A 19,153-nucleotide genomic window follows, 5' to 3' on the forward strand; every position below is an offset into this window, starting at 1 on the left:
ACCACTTCCTTTGGATTCGGTTTTCACTGCGCATACCGCTCCCTGCGGTGCCGTCCCAAAAAGGAAATCAGGGCATACCGATACCGGTGACACTAAGAAAAGAACGAGAGAGCTAAGCGTCCGACAATGACCTTATAATATACCAGGCCGTGGATTGTGATTGGGTTTTTCCACACGGCTGACGCGGTTGTGAAGACCTTGTTTGACGGTCAGCGTTTCCAGTATGCTGTGTGAGGCGAGTTTCGGTAATGTGAATACGGGAGGGTCCGACACGGGCTGATGAGGACGGACGTTTGATATGCAACGGCGGTCAAGGTAGGTAGCATGCACGCACATGGTCACGGTCGTGGAAGATTCCCGGCCCTCCTCATGTCACTGGCAATGATGATTCCCCTGGCAGCCTGCGGCGACAACGTCCCCATCGAAGGCAGCGGAGCAGGCAATACTGCAGATCAAGCCTTGTTCCAGGGCGAGTTCGCCGGATCTGGCGCATCCTCCCAGCAGAGCGCCGACGAGGCCTGGATAGCAGGCTTCCGCAAGCAGCACCCGGGGGCGCGCATCTCCTATGATCCGGCGGGTTCCGGTGCTGGAGTCAACGCCTTCCTGTCGGGCTCGACCATCTGGGCTGGTACCGATGCGCCGTTGACTGCCGATCAGATTGAGCGCTCGCGTCAGATCTGTGGCTCCGGTACAGCCATTGACCTGCCCGTCTATGCCACTCCGATCGCCGTGGCCTACAATCTTCCTGATCTGTGGCCGAAGGGTTCAGACGGCCATCTGCGGATGGATCCGGCTCTGATCGCCAAGATCTTCTCCGGAAAGGTTACCAACTGGCGGGATCCGCGCATAGCAGCGCTCAACCCGGAAGCCAATCTGCCCGATCTTGACATCACCGTGATTCATCGTTCGGACAAGTCCGGCACCACGAAAAGCTTTCTGTCCTATCTGCACGATACGGCTGGGTCCGCCTGGCCTTATCCAGCGGGCGAGAATTGGCCCAATGACCTGGGACAGGGTGCCAAGGGCACTGCCGGCGTGGTCATGACCATGAACCAGGCGACGGGCACCTTCGGGTATGCGGACGCGGCCCAGACCACCGGACTGGGCACCGTGGCCGTGCAGGTGGGGAAGACCTGGCAACCGCCTGCAGCCAAGACCGTCGCCAACCTGCTGGATGCCGCCCAGCGGGATCCTCAGGCCAGCCAGCCTGGACGGGTGGTCCTGACCGTGGACCATCGCACCAGCCGTGAGCACACCTATCCCATCGTCCTGGTCTCTTACGACGTGGTCTGCACGGCCTATCGACATGATCCGGACGGGTCCAAGGCCCAGTTCGCCAAGGCCTGGCTGACCTATCTGCTGAGCGAGCAGGGCCAGCGCATGGCCGCGGCCAACGCAGGCAGCGCCGAGCTGGGGCAGGGACTGCGCAGCCAGGCCATGGCCTCGGTGGAGACCATCGGGGGGAAGGCATGACCGACAAACCAAACAAGACCGCAACCCTGAACAAGGCCAAGCGGGTGGACCAGATCTTTAAGGCCTGCGCCGCCGGTGCAGGCATCCTGATACTGCTGGCTCTGGCTGCGGTCACCCTCTTTCTGATCCTGCGCGCGTTTCCGGCCTTCACCGGAGATCCGGAGTCCCGCACCCAGGCCATACTCGCCCTGAGCGGTGGACGGGCGAGCAGTTTCCTGGGCTATGTGGGCCCGCTGGTTTTCGGCACCATTCTGATTGCCGGCCTGGCCCTGCTCTTGGCATTCCCCGTCTCGCTGGGCATCGCCCTCTTCATCGGCTACTACGCCCCGTCCCGCCTGTCCGCGCTGCTCAGCACAGTGATCGATCTGCTGGCTGCTGTGCCCTCGGTGATTTACGGACTCTGGGGGGCCCTGGTCCTGGTTCCCAATATCACCGGCTTCTGGCGCTGGCTATCCGTTCATCTTGGCTGGATTCCATTGTTTTCCGGTCCTGTCGCCGCCCCGGCCCGGTCCGTGGCCACTGTGGCCCTGGTGTTGGCGGTCATGATTCTGCCCATCATCACCTCGGTCACCCGCGACATTCTGGTCCAGGCTCCTCGGCTGCAGCAGGAGGCCGCCTTGGCTCTGGGAGCCACCAAGTGGGAGATGATTCGGCTTGCGGTCCTGCCCTTTGGCCGCTCGGGCATTATTTCGGCATCCATGCTGGGGCTGGGACGCGCCCTGGGCGAGACTATGGCGGTGCTGATGATCCTCTCGCCGGGCTTCAGCTACTCCCTGCAGCTGCTGCAGGCTTCAAAAAGCCAAACCATCGCCGCCAACATCGCCGCCCAGTTCCCCGAGGCGGACTCCCAGGGCGTGGCCCTCCTGGTGGCCACCGGTCTGGTCCTCTTCATCATCACCTTTATCGTCAACTATCTGGCGCGCAGGATCACAGCAAAGGCGGGTGCATGATGACAAGCCGAACTGATCGCGGACCGGTCATCGATTTTGATCGCTTCAGGCCTACCAGATCCTCCATTCGTGCGCGCAAGCGCAAGGACCGGCTGATGACCGTCCTGATCGGGCTCTCCTTTCTGGTCGCCCTGATCCCGCTGGTCTCGGTGCTCTGGGTCAGCCTGTCCAAGGGGATGCAACGGCTGACACCGGACTTCCTGATCCACAACATGAGCGGGGTAGTGGGCGGCAACCCCACGCCATCAGGAGGATACGGCGGCATCCTGCACGCGGTAATCGGCACCCTGGAGATCACCTTTGGATCCATGGTCATTTCGATTCCGGTGGGCGTCATGTGCGCGGTCTATCTGGTCGAATACGCTCATGGAGGCCGTCTGGCCAAGGCCATCGGTCTCATGGTGGATGTGATGAGCGGGATCCCCTCAATCGTGGCCGGCCTCTTCGCTTTCTCCATGTTCGCTCTGGTGGTCGGGCCAGGCACCGTCAATGGACTGGCTGGTTCGGTGGCCCTCTCTCTGCTCATGCTGCCCACGGTGGTCAAGACCTCCGAGGACATGCTGGCCGTAGTTCCCAATGACCTGCGCGAGGCGGCCTATGCCCTGGGGGTGACCAAGCAGCGGACTATTACCAGCATTGTTCTGCGCACGGCCCTGCCTGGCATCGTCTCGGGCACCATTCTGGCTGTGGCACGAGTCATCGGTGAGACGGCGCCCCTGCTGATAGCCTCGGGCTTCATCGCCACCACCAACCCCAACCTCTTCTCCGGGAGGATGACCACCCTGCCGGTCTTCGTCTACAACGAGTATTCCCAGGGTCTGGCCGTCTGCGGGCCAGGTGCTGACCCGGGATGTCTGACCGACATCCACATGCAGCGGGCCTGGGCGGCGGCCCTGGTGCTGATCCTCATCGTCCTGCTGCTCAACCTGCTTGGGCGGCTGGTCTCGCGCATCTTTGCTGTTGGGCGGGCCCGTTGAACACCGCCATGAGAGGAACGGAGGCCGGAACATGGGCCAACGAATAGACATCAGCCATCTCAACGTCTACTACGGAGACTTTCTGGCCGTTCAGGACGTGAACATGCGCATTCAGGCCAACAAGGTCACTGCTTTTATCGGTCCTTCCGGCTGTGGCAAGTCCACGGTTCTGCGCACCCTTGACCGCATGCACGAGATCACCCCAGGGGCGCATGTGAGCGGGCAGGTGCTGCTGGAGGGTCGAGACCTTTACGGACCGGATGTAGACCCGGTCGAGGTGCGACGGGATGTCGGCATGGTCTTCCAGAGGGCCAATCCTTTCCCGACCATGTCCATCCGGGAGAATGTTTTGGCCGGCATCCGGCTCAATAAGAAGCACATCGCCAAGTCGGACGCGGACGACCTGGTGGAGTGGGCCCTGCGCGGGGCCAATCTTTGGAATGAGGTCAAGGATCGCCTGGACAAGCCCGGCGTCGGGCTTTCGGGCGGCCAGCAGCAACGGCTCTGTATCGCCCGTGCCGTGGCCGTGCACCCCCAGGTCCTGCTCATGGACGAACCCTGTTCGGCGCTGGACCCCATCTCCACCCTGGCTGTGGAGGATCTGATCAACGAGCTCAAGCGGGACTACACCATCGTCATCGTCACCCATAACATGCAGCAGGCCGCCAGAGTCTCCGATTATACGGCCTTCTTCAATCTCAAGGCGGTGGGTCAGCCCGGCCACCTGGTGGAGATGGATGACACTACTACCATCTTCTCCAATCCGCACGAGGCTGATACTGAGCGCTACATCTCCGGTCGTTTCGGCTGAGACGGAACCGGCCTGCGCGGCCGCCCGTCAGTTATCATGGTTCCGGCATCCATGGAAGGAGAGACGGCATGGAAGTATTGCTGGAACCGGCCACCCTCTTGGGCATCATACTGGTGGGCTACCTGTTCAAGCGCTTTGGCCTCTTTCATCCGCTGGACTACCGGGTGCTGCAGACCGTTGTGTTCGACCTGGTCCTGCCTGGGGCCATCATCCACTCCTTCGCCACCAACCCTCATGATCCCAGCATGCTTTTGGTTTCGGCCTTCGCCTTCGTGGCCTCGCTCATTCCGCCCCTGGCCATCTTTCTGACAAGCAGGCATCGGCCCAAGGCTGAGCGGGCTTTTCTTATGCTCAACGGATCAGGCTTCAACATCGGATGCTTCTGCTTCCCTATGCTCCAGTCCCTGCTTGGCACGGCAGCTCTGGTGCCTGCCGCCATGTTCGACATCGGCAACTCGGTCATGGTTTCTGCCGGGACCAACGTCATGACCCAGGGGCTCCTGCATATTCGACCGGGCCGGTCCCTGGATCCTGCTGCGGGAGAGCCGGTCAAGCTGGATGACCCTGATGCCCGGAAGCTCCATCGCAAGGCTGCGGCCATCTCCATAGCCAAGGGCTTCCTGGGTTCGCCCTCCTTTGATACCTACATGGTCATGGTGGGCTTTACTTTGACCGGGGTCTCGCTGCCAGGCTGGTCGGCCCAGATAACCCGCCCCCTCTCGGCTGCCAACGCCTTCTGCTCCATGCTTATGGTCGGCATGCTCATGGAGCTGCCCGGCGGCCGGGATGACATCAAGGCCGTACTGCAGGTTCTGGCCTGGCGGCTGCCTTTCGGCATCCTGTTCGCTGCAGCTGCATGGTATTTACTGCCCTTCGGGCCTCTGGTCCGTCAGGCGGTGGCTCTGTGCTGCCTGGCTCCGACAGCGGTGTTCGCCACCATGTTTACCGACAAGGTGCTCGGCAACGCACGCCTGGCCGGATTTACCCTGGCACTGACTGCGCTGATCGGTGCCGTGCTCATGGTTTTGGCCCATCTGCAGATGGGCCTTCTTTAAGGATTCAGTCTTTCTTGCTGTCTTTGCCCTGGGCGTGGCGCTCCTGCTCCTGACGAAGGGTACGGCCTTCGCGGGTGCGCTGCTTGTTGACCGTGGCGGCTGCAATCCGCTCGGCGGTGCGCTCTTCCTGCCCACGATCGACTTCGCTGTCGTGTACATGCTGGTATTGCTTCTGATCGTCCTGGTCCCAGTGATTATCCCTGGCCATATGCCCCTCCTCGAAAGCGCAGTGCCCTACAGTTGATCCCCATTCTGGGGGACGGCTTCAGGGCCCTGCCTTTACGCTGATTATAGGCAGGCTGAAGGCTCTGCAGCGGTATTTGAGCTCGATAGGAGGGACTTGTAACAGAAAAAGCCGAGAGCTCGTGATATTCTTCTCATGTCTCATCGCCAAATAAGACAAAAAGGATCGAATATGCATAAGCTATTTCGGCTTTCGGACAATAATACCACAGTCTCTACGGAAGTGGTAGCAGGCATCACCACCTTCTTCGCCATGGCCTACATCATCGTGGTCAATCCCTCGGTGCTTTCCACGGCGGGCATGCCTTGGGGTGCCGTCTTTCTCGCCACTCTGATTGCTGCCATCATAGGCACCCTGATCATGGCGCTGGTGGCCAACGTCCCCTACGGCGTGGCGCCAGGAGTTGGACTGAATGCTTTCTTCACCTTCACTGTGGTCAAAGGGCTGGGCTTCACCTGGCAGCAGACCATGTGCATGGTCTTCCTGTGCGGCCTGATCAACATCCTGGTCACCGCCACCAAGCTCCGCAAGATGATCATCCAGGCTATTCCGCCCCTGCTCCAGCACGCCATCGGCGGCGGCATCGGCGTCTTCATCGCCTATGTGGGTCTGCTCAATGTGGGCATCATCAAGTTCACCCCCGACAAGACCTCGGCGGCAGGAGCCAACCCTGGGCTGACCACCTTCAACACCTCCGGTGTCATCCTCTTCGTCATCGGCTTGTTGCTGACCATCTTCCTGCTGATCTTCAAGTTCAAGGGTCACTTGGCCTTCATCAACAAGGGGGCCTTCGTCATAGCCATCATCGTGGTCACGCTGCTGGGCATCCCCATGGGGGTCACCAACATGGCCAAGTCGGTTGATCTGGGTCAGGCCTGGTCTCAGCTGCCGCAGACCTTCCTAGCCATTTTCAGCCAGGATGGATTCCCTGCCCTCTTCGCCGATCCAGCCAAGCTGCCAGTGGTTCTGGTGACCATCTTCGCCTTCTCCCTGTCTGACACCTTCGACACTATCGGCACCTTTGTTGGCACCGGCCGGCGCTCAGGCATCTTCTCCGCTGAGGATGAGCAGGCTCTGGAAAGCGGCCGCGGCTTCAGTTCCAAGATGGATAAGGCCTTATTCGCCGATGCTACGGCAACCTCCATCGGCGCCCTCTTCGGCACTTCCAACACCACTACTTATGTGGAGTCCGCAGCGGGCATCGCAGCAGGTGGTCGTACCGGCCTGACCTCGGTGGTCATCGCCATCTGCTTTGCGCTTAGCGCCGTCTTCGCTCCGTTGATCTCGGCTGTGCCCTCGGCGGCCACTGCCCCTGTTTTGGTCATTGTGGGCTGCATGATGATGAGCTCCTTCGCCGAGATTGAGTGGGGCGAGCTGTCTGAGGCCATACCGGCCTTCTTCACGGCCATCTTCATGGGCTTTGCCTACTCGATCTCCTACGGTGTGGCCGCCGGCTTCATCACCTACAGCCTGACCATGGTCTGCAAGCGCAAGGGCAAGGAGGTCCATCCCATCATCTGGGCAGTATCGGCCCTCTTCATCCTGGATTTCGTGCTCCAGGCTGTCCTCTGAAACAAGGTCTTCGATTCCATGTCTATCCAAGTCGTGCAGGATGCGGTCTTGTCGATCTGCTGGCTAGGGGAGACTGAGAGAGAACAATAAGCAATTAAGACAGCCGTAGGGCCTCGTCACATGTGTAGTGACGAGGCCCTACTGGTTTGTTATCTGGCTGAGTGTGGGTTCTCAACTGACAGTCTCCCGTCGTGAAGCGAGCTGGAATCTCTCGCTCGGCCCCTGGGAGGGGGGGAGAGTGCCGGTGTGGATTAAGGGGAGGAGTTGGCGCCATTTTTCATGGGCTGCGAAGTCCACTGAACCTCCAGACGGTGTCGCTATTCTAGGCGCGGATCTAACGGGCTGGTGCGAGGGCGGTCCAGCGCCCTCCTGATTGGCTCGGCAGTGCTTGGCTGGTTTCTTGCCTCCTGCGCGAACGTGAAAAAGTTGCCCAGTAGATAGGTATATCTTGACAAGGCAGCAAATAGTCTGCGTCGCATGGCCGTCCAAGGATCCTGGCTGGAATGGGTCGTGGTTGGTGTCGCCTATGCTGCTGGTCTTGTGGTGAGCAAACATAACATTGTTAAAGCCCAGAACGTGATTACAATGACCGCATTATTAGTTATTTTGCATTAGTGCGCTTGCATAGAAGATCCCCAGCAGACTAGTAGGAAGTCTGCTGGGGATCTTCTGGTTCAGGCGGTTTGAAACAGATCAGTACCAGTTGGTCGCTTGGGATTGGGCCCATGCACCGCAAGGGGTTCCGTAGCGGCCTTGGATGTAGCCCAGCCCCCAAACTATCTGGGTATGGGCATCGGTCTGCCAGTTGGGGCCGGCCGAGGCCATCTTGCTGCCGGGCAATGCCTGAGGAATGCCGTAGGCGCCCGATGGGTTGGAGGCGTTGGTCCGCCAGCCGGACTCCTTGTTCCACAGCTGAACCAGGCAGGTGAACTGGTCCTCGCCCCAGCCGCGCGAGGTGACCAGACCATGTGCGATGCTTTGGGCCTCACCGACAGGGACTGTAGTGGTGGTCGAGCCGGCCTGTGCGGGGGTGCCGCCACCAGTGCCTACTAGGATCACCTTATCGACGGGGACCGTCTTGACGAAAGAGGCAAAAATATTGCTGGTCAGATGCTTGTTGCCGGCCGCCGTGACCAGACTGGTGGTCTCCATAACACCGTTCTGTCCCTCCGTCTTGACCTTAGTGGTGCCTGCAGGGAGGGAGCTGGTCTTCTCTTCGATGGTGTTGAAGGGGATGGGCGACTCATCCGTTTTGACCTGGGCGCCGGCTCGGTCGATACGGATGACGGTCTTCTCGTTGACGCGGGTGGTCAGAGATGGGGTGATCTGATCTCCTGGCTGCAGGGTGATGTCCCCGGCCTCCAGCACGGACTTGACGTTGGTGAAGCCTGTTCCCAGGACCACCTTGTTCTTCCCGTTGATCTGCACATTCACATAGGAGGTGTTCGTGTTGGCACCACCCGCACCGTTGCGGATGGCCTGCCTGGTACTGCCGCGGGACACGGTGTCCAGATCCTGGGTGGCGGAATAGGAGGTCACCCCTGACTTGGCCGAGCTCTCGCTGGATGTGTAGAAGTCGCGCGAAACAAAGCCTGCGCCAACGACCATGCCGAGAACGGTAACACCTGCAGCCAACCGCAGCCACTGACGCTTGGTCAGGGCCTTGACCGCACTCATCCGTCCTCTACGGTGGTTCGCCATTACTCTCCTCTGTTGGACGACAGATCCTCAGTGACAGTCGATTTATCGTTTCCTATCGACTATCGGCCGCATGCTTCCGCTAGGGCCGAAATGGTCACTGGACAAACACAGCTCTACTCTAGTGCAAACCTGTCCTGGAGCCAACTCAACCAGCTCAGACCTGTGCCGGTGTTGACAAATCAGCCTTGCGCGCCTGGTCGATCAGGTCGTCCAGGTCCGAAGACCTGAGCGCTCCGGCTTGCTTGAAGATGATCTGCCCCTGCTTGGTGATCATCAGCGTGGGCACCGCCTGAATGTCGGCGGCTGCGGCCAGATCCTGGTTCTGGTCGATGTCCACCTTGCCGAAGACGATGTCGGTGTTGGTCTGCGAAGCCTTCTCGAAGATGGGGCCGAAGGCCTTGCAGGGGCCGCACCAGGTGGCCCAGAAGTCGATCAGCACCAGGTCGTTGTCCTTGATGGTCTGTTCGAAGTTTTCCGAGGTAATAGTCGTGGTGGCCATGATAATGCTCCTTGAAGTCGTTTGACTGTCGCGCGGGAAGCCCCCGTGCTTAGCAACCGCTTTCAACCAACAGCATTCCATCAAGGCTGGAGAAAGCGCTCGAATATGCTCTGGGTGGAGATGTCCGCCGGGGTTCCGTGGGCGGTCAAGCCTAATGCGGATAATGGAGCCATGCCAGTGCTGAACGACGAGATTCCCGATGATGACGACTTCGATGCCGATCGCGACCGAGGCGCCTTCTCCCACATCACCCCAGAGGACTTCAACAGGGGTTTTTCGGGCTCGAATCCTCCCGGATGGCTGGACCGTGATGCCATCGACCGTGCGCGCCGATGTCTCCCGATGGCCTATGTGGAGGTAGTGCCGGTTCGCGTGGACGAGATGAGTGCCGTCACCCAAGTGGGCACTCTTCTGCGCGTGGATGATCAGGGCAACATCGAGCGCACTCTGATCACCGGACGAATCCTTTACCACGAGACCATCAGGGAGGCTTTAGCCAGAAACATCGCCAAGGATCTGGGCCAGCTGGCCTTGCCTATGCTGCCTTCCAGCCCACAGCCCTTCACCGTGGCTGAGTTCTTCCCCACGCCAGGGGTCTCGGAGTACTACGATCCGCGCCAGCATGCCATCGCCCTGTGCTATCTGGTGCCGGTAGCAGGGGACTGCAAGCCCCAGGATGAGACGCTGGACGTGGAGTGGATCGATCCCAAGGGCGATATGCTGGAGTCATTCATGAGCCAGATGCCCGGCGGGCACGGCAAGGTGCTGCTGAGCGCTCTGACCTGGGCCGGTGCATTGTGAGTCGCAAATCGTTGGAGACGGGCATGACCATTGCCAATACCGTATATCGCCATGGGGAGGGGCTGCCCTTGGTGCTGGTCCATGCATTCCCTGTGGACCACCGCATGTGGGATCGGTGTGCGGCCTCGCTGATCGCGCAGGCTGATCGTGCGGATATGTCTCCCTTCCCTGTCTATGCTCCGGATATGCCCGGAGCAGGCGATAGCCTCCTGCCTGAACCAGCGGCCTGTGGTCCGGCAGACTCAGATGGCGCCCTGCCTGCTGCGCTGGATGCCATGGCCCGTGCCTTCGCGGGCATGGTCGCTGCCACAGGAGCGCAGAAGGCCATATGGGTCGGACTTTCCATGGGCGGCTACCTGGTCGAGGCCGTAGCCAGGCTTTATCCGCAGATGGTGGCTGGGCTGGCTTTGTGCGACACCACTATGATGGCTGACCGTCCAGCCTCCCGGGCCAACCGGCTGCGAATCGCCCGAACCTGCGAGGAGGATGAGACGCTTGATCCGGTCATGCACTTCGCCAGGCCCCAGGAGGGCGATTCCACGGTCAAGCGTTCACCCGTCTTCGTACAGACCATGACCGAATGGATATTGTCCCAGGATCCCAGGGGCATCGCCTGGCGGGAGCGGATGGCCGCAGGTCGCCCGGACCAGAGCGATCTGGTCGGCCGCATCCGGGTGCCTATGGCCCTGGTCAGCGGCCGCTGCGACCCATCCAGCCCCCCGCGTACCATGGAGCCTTTGGCTCAGGCCATGCGTCAGGCTGGAACCGATGTCACTTTCACGGCCATTGACGACTGCGGCCACTTCAGCGCCGTCGAGCATCCCGACCAAGTGGCCGCTGTACTGCTGGACCTGGTTCGTCGCGTAGAAAGGCAGTCATGAGCGGTCCTGAGACAGTTTTCTCCCCATTGGCCCTGACCGGGACCCTGCCCTTCCTGCCTCTGGCTCAAGGTGATGTGGATTACGACACGGCATCGCGGCAGCAGCCTGGTCTGCTTGGCCATCTGCTGGCTCAGGAGGGTACGGCGGTCATCCTGGTGCGTGGCGCCAAGGTGGCTGTGCCCAGAGGCAAGGGGGCGCTGGCTGGTCGAACCGGGGCCAGCATCCGCCTGGCCACCCTGCCTGCTGCGTACTTGCAGGTTCCTCTGGCGGGCTCATCAGACCAGTCTGAGCCGCCTTGCTACTACCTGGGTACGGCAGGCCGGCAGTCCTGGCTGGCTTTGGATCTGGATCTTGCCTGTGCCCATCACAATGCCGGGGGTCCTCTTGGCGGCCTGATTCAGGCCGCTGATCAGCGTTTCGACTGGCTCACCCTGCGTGAGTATGCCCCTCATGGTCGCCCGCGGCAGGTGGGTATAGCCACCTGCGCAGTCGCTCTGTCGCTATGGCATGGACGCCAGGTCTTCTGCCCTCGTTGCGGCGCGCCGGTCCGTCCCAGCCAGGCCGGCTGGGCCCAGCTTTGCCAGGGTGATGCCTCAGGGGATAGGCACACGCTCTTCCCCCGCATCGAACCTGCGGTGATCATGGCCGTAGTGGACGGCCATGATCGGCTTCTGCTTCAGCATAACCGGAAATGGGCTCCCGACTTTCGCTCGGTCACTGCCGGATTCGTCGAGGCTGGTGAGAATCTGGAGCATGCGGTTCGGCGGGAGACCCTGGAGGAGGTGGGTCTGAATCTGGGGGAGATGCGGTATCTGGGATCCCAGCCCTGGCCCTTCCCCTCCTCTCTGATGGTGGCCTTCAGAGCCAGATCTCTGAATACGGACATCCGGGTGGATGGTCAGGAGACCGATGACGCCTGCTGGTTCACCCGGGAGGAATTCGGCGGTGCTTTAGCATCCGGTCGGCTGCGCATACCACAGGCGGCTAGTGTGGCCAGGTACATGATTGAGCAGTGGTATGGCAGCGAGCTCTGATTCGTCAGTGCGGTGTCGCACTCCCGGACATGGTCTCGTCGTAAGATATTGCGAGGAATTGTCAGCAGCGAAAGGTGTGTTATGGCCATGGAGGGGCAAGAAGAGCCTCGTATCTCGGATGTCGGCCAGGCCGAAACTGTGACCATGCCGCCGACGACCGACAATGTGCCTGACCCTGTGGACCTGTTCGCCAACGGACAAGCCGATCGGGCCTTTGGCCCAGGTGCTGGCCACAAGGCTCCTGCGAGCAGTCATCGGATGCGCATCATCCTCGCTCTGTTGCTCCTGGCCGTGCTGATTCTGGTGGGTTGCTGGTTCGGCGCACACGCCTTCTTCCGTGAACGGGTGGCTCCTGGCGTCACCCTAGGCGGGCAGGTCATGACTGGTCGGACCAGCGACCAGGTTCGGCGTATCGTCGATCAGCAGGTCCATGACTCCCAGGTGGATCTTAAGGGTGAAGGCACTTCGGCAAAGGCTGGTCTGAAGGATCTGGGCGTAAGCGTGGATTCAGATGCCACGGTCGCCCGGATTATGAGCGCCAAGGGCTCTGCGGACATTTCCCGGCTGAATCCTTTCCAGAGGGAGGCGGTGCCGCTGGTGGCCGATCGCGATCAGCTGGCTATGAACAAGTATCTGACAGAGCGCTTCATCGACCGCCAGGACCGTTCCGTTCCCTCCACAATCGTCTTTGATTCAGGCGCACACGCCTTCCGTGCTCAGGAGGGTCGTGCAGGCAAGGCGCCTGAGCTCGGCCGCGTGCAGGATGCCGTTTCCTCCCTGATCGACGAACCCGGCAGACATCTGGCCGTAGGTGTGGTTTATAAGGACGTGAACATGCCGATCAGCCTGGACGCCGCCAATCAGGTGGCCTCTCAGGCCAATCAGCGGCTGGCCAAGGACCTGGTCATCAAGGGTGCGGATGACGATCTCATGACTGTGCCGGCAGCAACTGTGGCTACCTGGGTCAAGCCGGTCACCGATCTGGAGAAGGGGACCATGGAGCTAGGCTTTGATCGGCAGGCCATCAAGCAGTATCTGGACCAGGAGCTGGCCCGGCAGCTGGACCGGAATATGGTAACCGCTGTCAATGTCAAGAACACCAAGGGCGATGTAGTGGCTGAGATCACCAAGGGTGTGGACGGAGTCCGGGTCACGGATGCGTCCGCCACTGCGGACCTGGTCGTCCATGCCCTCGAACAGGGCGACACGAATCCAGTCCAGGCGCCCGCCGACATCACTCCCCACAAGGAGCAGACACGGGTGGCCCGCTACGACGTGCCCGACGGCGATGTCTGGATTCAGGTCAATCTCAGCAATCAGACAGCAACCGCCTACCACGGCACCACTCAGGTCAAGACGTTCCCCATATGCTCAGGAAAGCCCCATGACGGCAGATGGTCCGACACTGGTACCTTCTTCATCAATGTGCGCTACGCGGTCCAGACCATGCGCGGGGAGGGCTACGTCACGCCCAATGTCAAATGGATCTCCTACTACAACGGCAGCGAAGGCTTCCACACGGCCAATTGGAACTATGAGGGCATCGCCAGGGGCGACCCTGCCCAATACGGATCCCATGGCTGCATCAACATGTATGAACAGGATGCCAAGTGGATCTTTGACAATGCCCCAATCGGGACCATGGTCAAGGTGGAGGGCCAGGTTCCGGCGGGTCCGGCCCGCTAGGAGCGCTTGCCGCGGCAGACGGTCGAGTAGGCTGGAACCATGAGCGATGAACATAGCGATGGAACTTCCCGCCTGGATGTGCCCGACCACCTGCGGTATTCCCAGGATCACGTCTGGGTCGACCCCAGTCAGTCCCCGGCGCCCATGGGCGTGACCGAGTATGCGGCGGACCAGCTGGGAGACCTGGTTTTTCTGGACCTGCCTGAGACCGGCACGCACGTCGATGCCGGCGATGAGGTCATTGAGCTGGAGTCCTCCAAGGCTGTGGAGCCGGTGGTCTGCCCGGTGGCAGGCACCATAGCCTACGTGAACCGGGCAGCCTCGGACGATCCTGAGGTCATCAACTCGGATCCTTATGGGGAAGGCTGGATAGCCAAGATCGACCTGGAGGGCGATGAGCCCGATCTGATGAGCGCCGAGGAATATGCTCAGCTGCTGAAGAGCCTGAACTGACGGTTTGGTCGTGACCAGGCGATCCGGCAGCAATGAAAAGCCCCTACAGGTTCGGTCGGTCAGCACCACCTTCGATTCGGCTGTGCCTGGGGAGGGCATCCAGAGCATGCCTGCACCGGTACGTCTGCTGAGACGCGCGATGACCAGCGCTTTCGATCTATGGGTAGGGCTGTCCATCAATATGACCGGCCGCATGGGCTGGTCGGCTGATGTCCAGCCCTATGTAGGCTATGGAACCGAATCATATTCCCGGCTGATCTGCCGTACCATTCTGACTGACGGCCGAAGACGCGAGGATCCGGCCATTCGCGGCATCCGTGGCCTACTGACTGTGCCCGCACCCAGGACCAGGGTCAGACTGGCCATCGATAGCACCGCAATCGGAAGGGTTCAGGTGGGTGATTCCTCGGTCTACGACGCTGTAGATCCCAGCCGCAGCTTGAGCGCGAATGCAGTCTTCTCTGACCGATCGGGCTACCTGGATCTGGTGGCCGAGCACCGGCTGACCCCGGGTGTGCATCGGGTCTCCTACCAGGTGCGGGGACGCCCTGCTGTCGATGCGCCCCTTTACATCGTTCCTGGCCAGACTCCTGTCGGGGTCATATCCGACGTGGACGACACCATCATGATCAGTCAGGTGCCCAACCGCTGGAAAGCCGCTTGGAACCTGCTCCTGTCAAACCCTCACCGCCGTTCCTCAGTGCCGGGTATGGCCGTGCTCTACAACCGGATCCGCGACCTGGACCCCCGGATGCCTTTCTTCTATCTGTCGGCATCGCCTTGGAATGTGGAGGGATCCATACGCGGCTTCATCCGTGATCATGGATTTCCAGCCGGCCCCTTGCTGCTGCGGGATCTGGATCCCAGGCCCAAGACCTTCGTGCCCTCCATCGTGCAGCACAAGATGGAGTTCATTCGCCAGCTCATGGCCGACTTTCCCAAGATGCGCTTCGTGCTCATGGGAGACGACGGGCAGAGCGATCCCTCCACCTTCGCTCAGGTGGTGAGGCAATATCCGGGTCGGGTCCTGGCCATCGGCATCCGCCAGCTGAGCCCCCAGGAGACGGGTCTTGGGTCCCTGTCCAAGCGCACTGCCACGCAGCCGATGCCGGTGACGGATGTACCGGTCTTCTACGGGACTACGGGCGCCAACCTGATGCGAACCCTGCTGCCTTATCTGCGTCGCCGTTCCCGAATATAATCGCCCCATGAGTTTTTCGGCCGTCAATCCCGCCCCGCCTCGTGCACAGCGCAGTCCCGTTGATCGATGCTTCCATGGGGATCATTTCGAGGATCCGTACGAGTGGATGCGCAACAGGGGGGATTCTGCCACTAAGGCCTATGTGCGCGATCAGAACCGCTACTGCCAGGAAAGGCTTGCTGGTCAGGAGGATTCGCGGGCCACCCTGTTCAAGGAATTCACCGACCGTGTACAGCAGACCGATATGTCGGTGCCGACCCGAATGCACGGCTACTGGTACTTCTCCCGAACGCTTAAAGGCCAGGAATATGGGGTGCAGTGCCGTCTGCCGGTGCGTGGCCAGGATGATTGGGATCCTCCGGCCGTCCAGGCTGACGCAGAGCCTGGGTCCATGCCGGGCGAGGAGGTCATCTTCGATGCCAACGCCGAGGCTGAGGGCCATGACTTTTTCTCCCTGGGATGCCTGGACCTGAGCGCTGATGGTCGATTAATGCTATACGGACTGGATATTCAAGGCAACGAGCGCTACGACCTGCGCATCCGGGATCTGGCCGAAGGCCGAGACCTGCCCGATCGGATCGACCAGGTATCCTCCGGGGCGGTGCTGACTCCCGACGGCCGTTGGGTCTTCTACACCGGCCTGGACAAGGCCTGGCGACCGGACACGGTCTGGCGGCATAAGGTGGGCACTTCGTCCGACGAGGATGTCCTGGTCTATCAGGAGGGTGACGAGCGCTTCTGGGTAGGTCTGGGGCTCAGCTATGACGAATCAGCCATGTTGATCGCCACCGGGTCCAAGACCACCAGCGAGGTGCTCATGCTGGATCTGGATGACCCTCAGGGGGAGTTTGTGCCGCTGATTGCCCGCAAGGAGGGAGTTGAATACGACATCAGCCTGTCCCGGTTCGAAGGTGTTGGTCCGGCGGGGGAGGACCTGCCGGTAGCCGTGGTCTACCACAATGTGAACAATCCCAATTTCGAGGTGGATCTGATCGATCTGCGCAGTCACCGTCCGCCCTTCCACTTGGGTGAGGGGGTGCTGCTGGCCCAGGGCAGCCCCTATGGCTGCGAACGCTCTGGCGACCTGGCTTCCCTTCCGCCAGAGAAGCCCTATCGGGATCCGGCCAATCCTGCCATCCTCCAGGGCGCTCGCGGGCTGGGCATCGAGGGGCTGGGCATCCACCGCAGCTTCGTGGTCCTGACCTATCGCGCCGACAGTCTGCCCCATATGGCTGTTATCGCCAAGGACCAGGCACTGGAAGATCTGCAGGCGGGCCGTCCGTGGCGCTTTCGCGAAGTCCTGCCGGATCAAGACGGGGCCGGCGTTGACCGTCTCTACAGCATCGGCCCCACGGACAACCCCTCCTACCAGGCCCCTGGGCTGCGCTACATCCGCGGCAGCTATGGGACCCCGGCCGAGCTGCGGGAGCTGGATCCGGTCCGGGGTGTGGATCGGTTGCTCAAGCGGGCTCGTGTTCTAGGCGGCTTCAAGGCCGAGCGCTATGCCGAGCGTCGAATTCTGGTCCGTGTCAGGGATGGGGCTCTGGTGCCGGTTTCCCTGGTCTGGCGGCGGGGAATGCATCCAAAACTGGATGTCTGCGGAAGGACCGGGTTCGACGACACGGTCATTCAAGCCCCGGACCATCCCGAGCGCCGCCCTTGGCCGGACCAGGATCCAGACAAGTCTGCGCCCATGTTCATCACCGGGTATGGTGCCTACGAGATCAGCCAGGACCCGGGTTTCTCAACTGGACGACTCAGCCTGCTGGACCGTGGCGTGCTCTACGCGGTTCCCCATGTGCGCGGCGGCGGGGAGATGGGTCGCGCCTGGTACGAGCAGGGCCGTCGGCTGCACAAGGTCAACACCTTCCTGGACTTTATCGACGTGACTGCCGCTCTGCAGGCCCAGGGCTGGGCGGATCCTCGTCATACGGTGGCCAACGGCGGGTCGGCCGGCGGGCTGCTGATGGGAGCGGTGGCCAATATGGCCCCCCAGCTCTATGCCGGCATCGAGGCGGATGTGCCCTTCGTGGATGCGCTAACCACTATCCTGGACCCGGATCTGCCGCTGACCGTAACCGAATGGGACGAGTGGGGAGACCCCTTGCATGATCAGCAGGTCTACCGGTACATGCGTTCCTACTCGCCTTATGAGAACGTTCCTGACGCTGATCGGCGGCGTCGGATCTTCGGCGGCGACCACTTTCCTGCCATCCTGGTGACTACATCCATGAACGACACCCGAGTGCTCTATGTGGAGCCGCTCAAGTGGGTGGCCAGGTTGCAGGAGCCGCAGGTGGGAGCCGATGCGCTGATCAGGATCGAGGTCCAGGCAGGCCACGGAGGCATCAGCGGACGCTACCGGCAGTGGGAGGAACTGGCCTTCGAGAACGCCTGGTGCCTGTCCATCATGGTCCCCGGAAGTCGCTGAACCAGGCTTGTCCGGGATTCGGTCAGGGCCAGGAAACAGCCTCGGCGGGCTCGTTATGCTCGTGGTATGACAAATAGCAAGCAGAAAACATATCACATTGCGGTCATTGCCGGTGACGGCATCGGCAAGGAGATCGTTCCCCAGGCTCAGGCCGTTTTGGAAAAGGTTACCCGGGGCAAGGCTGATATTCGCTATGAGGACTTCGACCTGGGCGCTGAGCGCTACCTGCGTGATGGAGCTATTCTGCCCGACGAGGATCTGGACCGGCTTAAGCAGCAGGACGGCATCCTCCTAGGGGCCATCGGCGACCCCCGCATCAAGGCCGGCATCCTGGAGCGGGGCCTGCTGCTCAAAATGCGTTTCGAGCTGGACCAGTATGTCAATCTGCGCCCCTCCAAACTCTACAAGGGAGTGGTGTCGCCCCTGGCTAATCCGGGTGACATCGACTTCGTGGTCGTGCGGGAGGGCACCGAGGGGCTCTACGCCGGTGCTGGCGGTTCTATTCGCCGGGGCACTCCCCAGGAGGTGGCCACCGAGGTATCCATCAATACGGCCTATGGGGCGGAACGGGTCATCCGCTACGCCTTCCAGCTGGCCATGAAGCGTCGCCGCCGCCTGACTCTGGTCCACAAGAAGAACGTGCTGACCAATGCAGGAGACATGTGGCAGCGGCTGGTTGATCAGGTGGGCCAGGAGTATCCCGATGTGGAGCGCGAGTACCTGCACATTGATGCCTCCACCATATTCCTGGTGACCGAACCCAGCCGTTTCGACGTGATCGTGACCGACAACCTCTTCGGCGATATCCTCACGGATGAAGCGGGAGCTGTGGTGGGAGGCGTGGGCTACTCGGCATCCGGCTGCATCAACGCCTCGGGCACCTACCCATCCATGTTCGAGCCCATCCATGGTTCAGCTCCTGACATTGCAGGCAAGGGGATCGCCAACCCTACGGCGGCCATTCTCTCGGCGGGGATGCTTTTGGATCATCTGGGCTTCGAGGATGAGGCGGCCAGCATTGAACGGGCCGTGGAGGACGACATCGAGCGCTCCGGTTCCACCCAGCGGAGCACGAAGCAGATCGGCGAGGATATTCTGGCTCGTCTGTGACTTGGCCGCATGGCGGCTAGACTGGAGACATGACTATGGATGATGCCCCCCAGCCGGATCACCGGCAGTCGAGCGATATGCCGACAGCAAATCCTGGCTTTGGCACGCCTTCATCCCCGCCGGTGCCGCCCGGGCATCGGGAGTCTGCCGGAAGGGATGCTGTTGCCGGAGCAGCCTTGCCGGACCAGTCCAAGGCAGAAGCAGCTGATCGGCAACGACAGGTCCCAGGCAATCCTGCTGGACATCTGCATCAGACGGGTCAGCGCCCTTCTAT

Annotated in this window: 17 protein-coding genes; 14 read left to right on the top strand and 3 right to left on the bottom strand. The window is 61.2% G+C overall.

The genetic code is table 11. The features are described 5' to 3' along the window. Positions 1-324: 324 nt before the first annotated feature. The 5 genes from ACUIAD_RS04340 (at position 325) to ACUIAD_RS04360 (ending at position 5,266) form a co-directional block, all read left to right on the top strand. Positions 325-1,473 (top strand): phosphate ABC transporter substrate-binding protein PstS, encoded by a 1,149-nt coding sequence (locus ACUIAD_RS04340; RefSeq protein ID WP_110451708.1) that lies wholly within the window; start codon positions 325-327, stop codon positions 1,471-1,473. Further along, complete coding sequence (pstC, locus tag ACUIAD_RS04345; RefSeq protein WP_110451709.1) at positions 1,470-2,423, top strand: phosphate ABC transporter permease subunit PstC; 954 nt, start codon at positions 1,470-1,472, stop codon at positions 2,421-2,423. Before ACUIAD_RS04340 ends, pstC begins: the two co-directional genes overlap by 4 nt. After that, on the top strand, positions 2,420-3,400 hold the full coding sequence (pstA, locus tag ACUIAD_RS04350; protein ID WP_110451710.1) for a phosphate ABC transporter permease PstA: 981 nt from the start codon (positions 2,420-2,422) through the stop codon (positions 3,398-3,400). Before pstC ends, pstA begins: the two co-directional genes overlap by 4 nt. Positions 3,401-3,431: 31 nt before the next feature. Beyond that, entirely contained in the window at positions 3,432-4,211 is a 780-nt protein-coding gene (gene pstB / locus ACUIAD_RS04355) for a phosphate ABC transporter ATP-binding protein PstB (RefSeq protein ID WP_110451711.1), read from the top strand. Positions 4,212-4,279: 68 nt separating this feature from the next. Then, positions 4,280-5,266, top strand: a complete 987-nt coding sequence (locus tag ACUIAD_RS04360; protein WP_110451712.1) for an AEC family transporter — start codon at positions 4,280-4,282, stop codon at positions 5,264-5,266. Positions 5,267-5,270: 4 nt separating this feature from the next. Here the strand turns inward: ACUIAD_RS04360 and ACUIAD_RS04365 are convergent, their stop codons facing one another. Next, positions 5,271-5,474: a hypothetical protein gene (locus ACUIAD_RS04365; protein WP_110451713.1), complete on the bottom strand. Its 204-nt coding sequence runs from the start codon at positions 5,472-5,474 to the stop codon at positions 5,271-5,273. Positions 5,475-5,681: 207 nt separating this feature from the next. Here ACUIAD_RS04365 and ACUIAD_RS04370 point away from each other — a divergent pair, with 207 nt between their 5' ends. Beyond that, positions 5,682-7,082 (top strand): NCS2 family permease, encoded by a 1,401-nt coding sequence (locus ACUIAD_RS04370; protein ID WP_110451714.1) that lies wholly within the window; start codon positions 5,682-5,684, stop codon positions 7,080-7,082. Between the two features lie 693 nt (positions 7,083-7,775). Here ACUIAD_RS04370 and ACUIAD_RS04375 read toward each other — a convergent pair. Both ACUIAD_RS04375 and trxA read right to left on the bottom strand, forming a co-directional pair. Next, a complete protein-coding gene (locus ACUIAD_RS04375) occupies positions 7,776-8,783 on the bottom strand; it encodes a G5 domain-containing protein (protein ID WP_110451715.1) in 1,008 nt (335 codons plus the stop codon). A gap of 154 nt (positions 8,784-8,937) precedes the next feature. Next, positions 8,938-9,282 carry a thioredoxin gene (gene trxA, locus ACUIAD_RS04380; protein WP_445342881.1) on the bottom strand — a complete coding sequence of 115 codons (345 nt, stop codon included), beginning with the start codon at positions 9,280-9,282 and terminating at the stop codon, positions 8,938-8,940. 171 nt (positions 9,283-9,453) lie between these two features. Here trxA and ACUIAD_RS04385 point away from each other — a divergent pair, with 171 nt between their 5' ends. From ACUIAD_RS04385 to ACUIAD_RS04420, 8 genes are all read left to right on the top strand, one after another. After that, positions 9,454-10,083: an NUDIX hydrolase family protein gene (locus ACUIAD_RS04385; RefSeq protein WP_110451788.1), complete on the top strand. Its 630-nt coding sequence runs from the start codon at positions 9,454-9,456 to the stop codon at positions 10,081-10,083. Positions 10,084-10,106: 23 nt separating this feature from the next. Continuing rightward, the gene (locus ACUIAD_RS04390; RefSeq protein ID WP_445342882.1) at positions 10,107-10,964 is read left to right on the top strand and encodes an alpha/beta fold hydrolase; all 858 of its coding nucleotides are present in this window, start codon (positions 10,107-10,109) and stop codon (positions 10,962-10,964) included. Next, complete coding sequence (gene nudC / locus ACUIAD_RS04395) at positions 10,961-11,998, top strand: NAD(+) diphosphatase (RefSeq protein ID WP_445342883.1); 1,038 nt, start codon at positions 10,961-10,963, stop codon at positions 11,996-11,998. Before ACUIAD_RS04390 ends, nudC begins: the two co-directional genes overlap by 4 nt. 87 nt (positions 11,999-12,085) lie before the next feature. Next, positions 12,086-13,684: a L,D-transpeptidase family protein gene (locus tag ACUIAD_RS04400; RefSeq protein ID WP_445342884.1), complete on the top strand. Its 1,599-nt coding sequence runs from the start codon at positions 12,086-12,088 to the stop codon at positions 13,682-13,684. A 39-nt stretch (positions 13,685-13,723) separates the two neighbouring features. Next, positions 13,724-14,137 carry a glycine cleavage system protein GcvH gene (gcvH, locus tag ACUIAD_RS04405; protein WP_110451720.1) on the top strand — a complete coding sequence of 138 codons (414 nt, stop codon included), beginning with the start codon at positions 13,724-13,726 and terminating at the stop codon, positions 14,135-14,137. Positions 14,138-14,147: 10 nt separating this feature from the next. Continuing rightward, positions 14,148-15,338: an App1 family protein gene (locus tag ACUIAD_RS04410; protein WP_445342885.1), complete on the top strand. Its 1,191-nt coding sequence runs from the start codon at positions 14,148-14,150 to the stop codon at positions 15,336-15,338. Between the two features lie 7 nt (positions 15,339-15,345). Continuing rightward, positions 15,346-17,769 carry a S9 family peptidase gene (locus tag ACUIAD_RS04415; RefSeq protein ID WP_445342886.1) on the top strand — a complete coding sequence of 808 codons (2,424 nt, stop codon included), beginning with the start codon at positions 15,346-15,348 and terminating at the stop codon, positions 17,767-17,769. A gap of 66 nt (positions 17,770-17,835) precedes the next feature. Then, positions 17,836-18,879 (top strand): 3-isopropylmalate dehydrogenase, encoded by a 1,044-nt coding sequence (locus tag ACUIAD_RS04420; RefSeq protein ID WP_110451722.1) that lies wholly within the window; start codon positions 17,836-17,838, stop codon positions 18,877-18,879. The last annotated feature ends 274 nt before the right edge of the window (positions 18,880-19,153 follow it).

The organism is Bifidobacterium sp. ESL0819, from assembly GCF_052606245.1.

Bases quoted from the DNA above. Each gene is read 5' to 3' on its own strand.
- ACUIAD_RS04370 (WP_110451714.1), top strand. From the start codon at position 5,682: ATGCATAAGCTATTTCGGCTTTCGGACAATAATACCACAGTCTCTACG.
- trxA (WP_445342881.1), bottom strand. From the start codon at position 9,282: ATGGCCACCACGACTATTACCTCGGAAAACTTCGAACAGACCATCAAG.
- ACUIAD_RS04365 (WP_110451713.1), bottom strand. From the start codon at position 5,474: ATGGCCAGGGATAATCACTGGGACCAGGACGATCAGAAGCAATACCAG.
- pstC (WP_110451709.1), top strand. From the start codon at position 1,470: ATGACCGACAAACCAAACAAGACCGCAACCCTGAACAAGGCCAAGCGG.
- ACUIAD_RS04400 (WP_445342884.1), top strand. From the start codon at position 12,086: ATGGAGGGGCAAGAAGAGCCTCGTATCTCGGATGTCGGCCAGGCCGAA.
- pstB (WP_110451711.1), top strand. From the start codon at position 3,432: ATGGGCCAACGAATAGACATCAGCCATCTCAACGTCTACTACGGAGAC.
- gcvH (WP_110451720.1), top strand. From the start codon at position 13,724: ATGAGCGATGAACATAGCGATGGAACTTCCCGCCTGGATGTGCCCGAC.
- ACUIAD_RS04420 (WP_110451722.1), top strand. From the start codon at position 17,836: ATGACAAATAGCAAGCAGAAAACATATCACATTGCGGTCATTGCCGGT.
- ACUIAD_RS04375 (WP_110451715.1), bottom strand. From the start codon at position 8,783: ATGGCGAACCACCGTAGAGGACGGATGAGTGCGGTCAAGGCCCTGACC.
- pstA (WP_110451710.1), top strand. From the start codon at position 2,420: ATGATGACAAGCCGAACTGATCGCGGACCGGTCATCGATTTTGATCGC.
- ACUIAD_RS04390 (WP_445342882.1), top strand. From the start codon at position 10,107: ATGACCATTGCCAATACCGTATATCGCCATGGGGAGGGGCTGCCCTTG.
- nudC (WP_445342883.1), top strand. From the start codon at position 10,961: ATGAGCGGTCCTGAGACAGTTTTCTCCCCATTGGCCCTGACCGGGACC.
- ACUIAD_RS04415 (WP_445342886.1), top strand. From the start codon at position 15,346: ATGAGTTTTTCGGCCGTCAATCCCGCCCCGCCTCGTGCACAGCGCAGT.
- ACUIAD_RS04340 (WP_110451708.1), top strand. From the start codon at position 325: ATGCACGCACATGGTCACGGTCGTGGAAGATTCCCGGCCCTCCTCATG.
- ACUIAD_RS04385 (WP_110451788.1), top strand. From the start codon at position 9,454: ATGCCAGTGCTGAACGACGAGATTCCCGATGATGACGACTTCGATGCC.
- ACUIAD_RS04360 (WP_110451712.1), top strand. From the start codon at position 4,280: ATGGAAGTATTGCTGGAACCGGCCACCCTCTTGGGCATCATACTGGTG.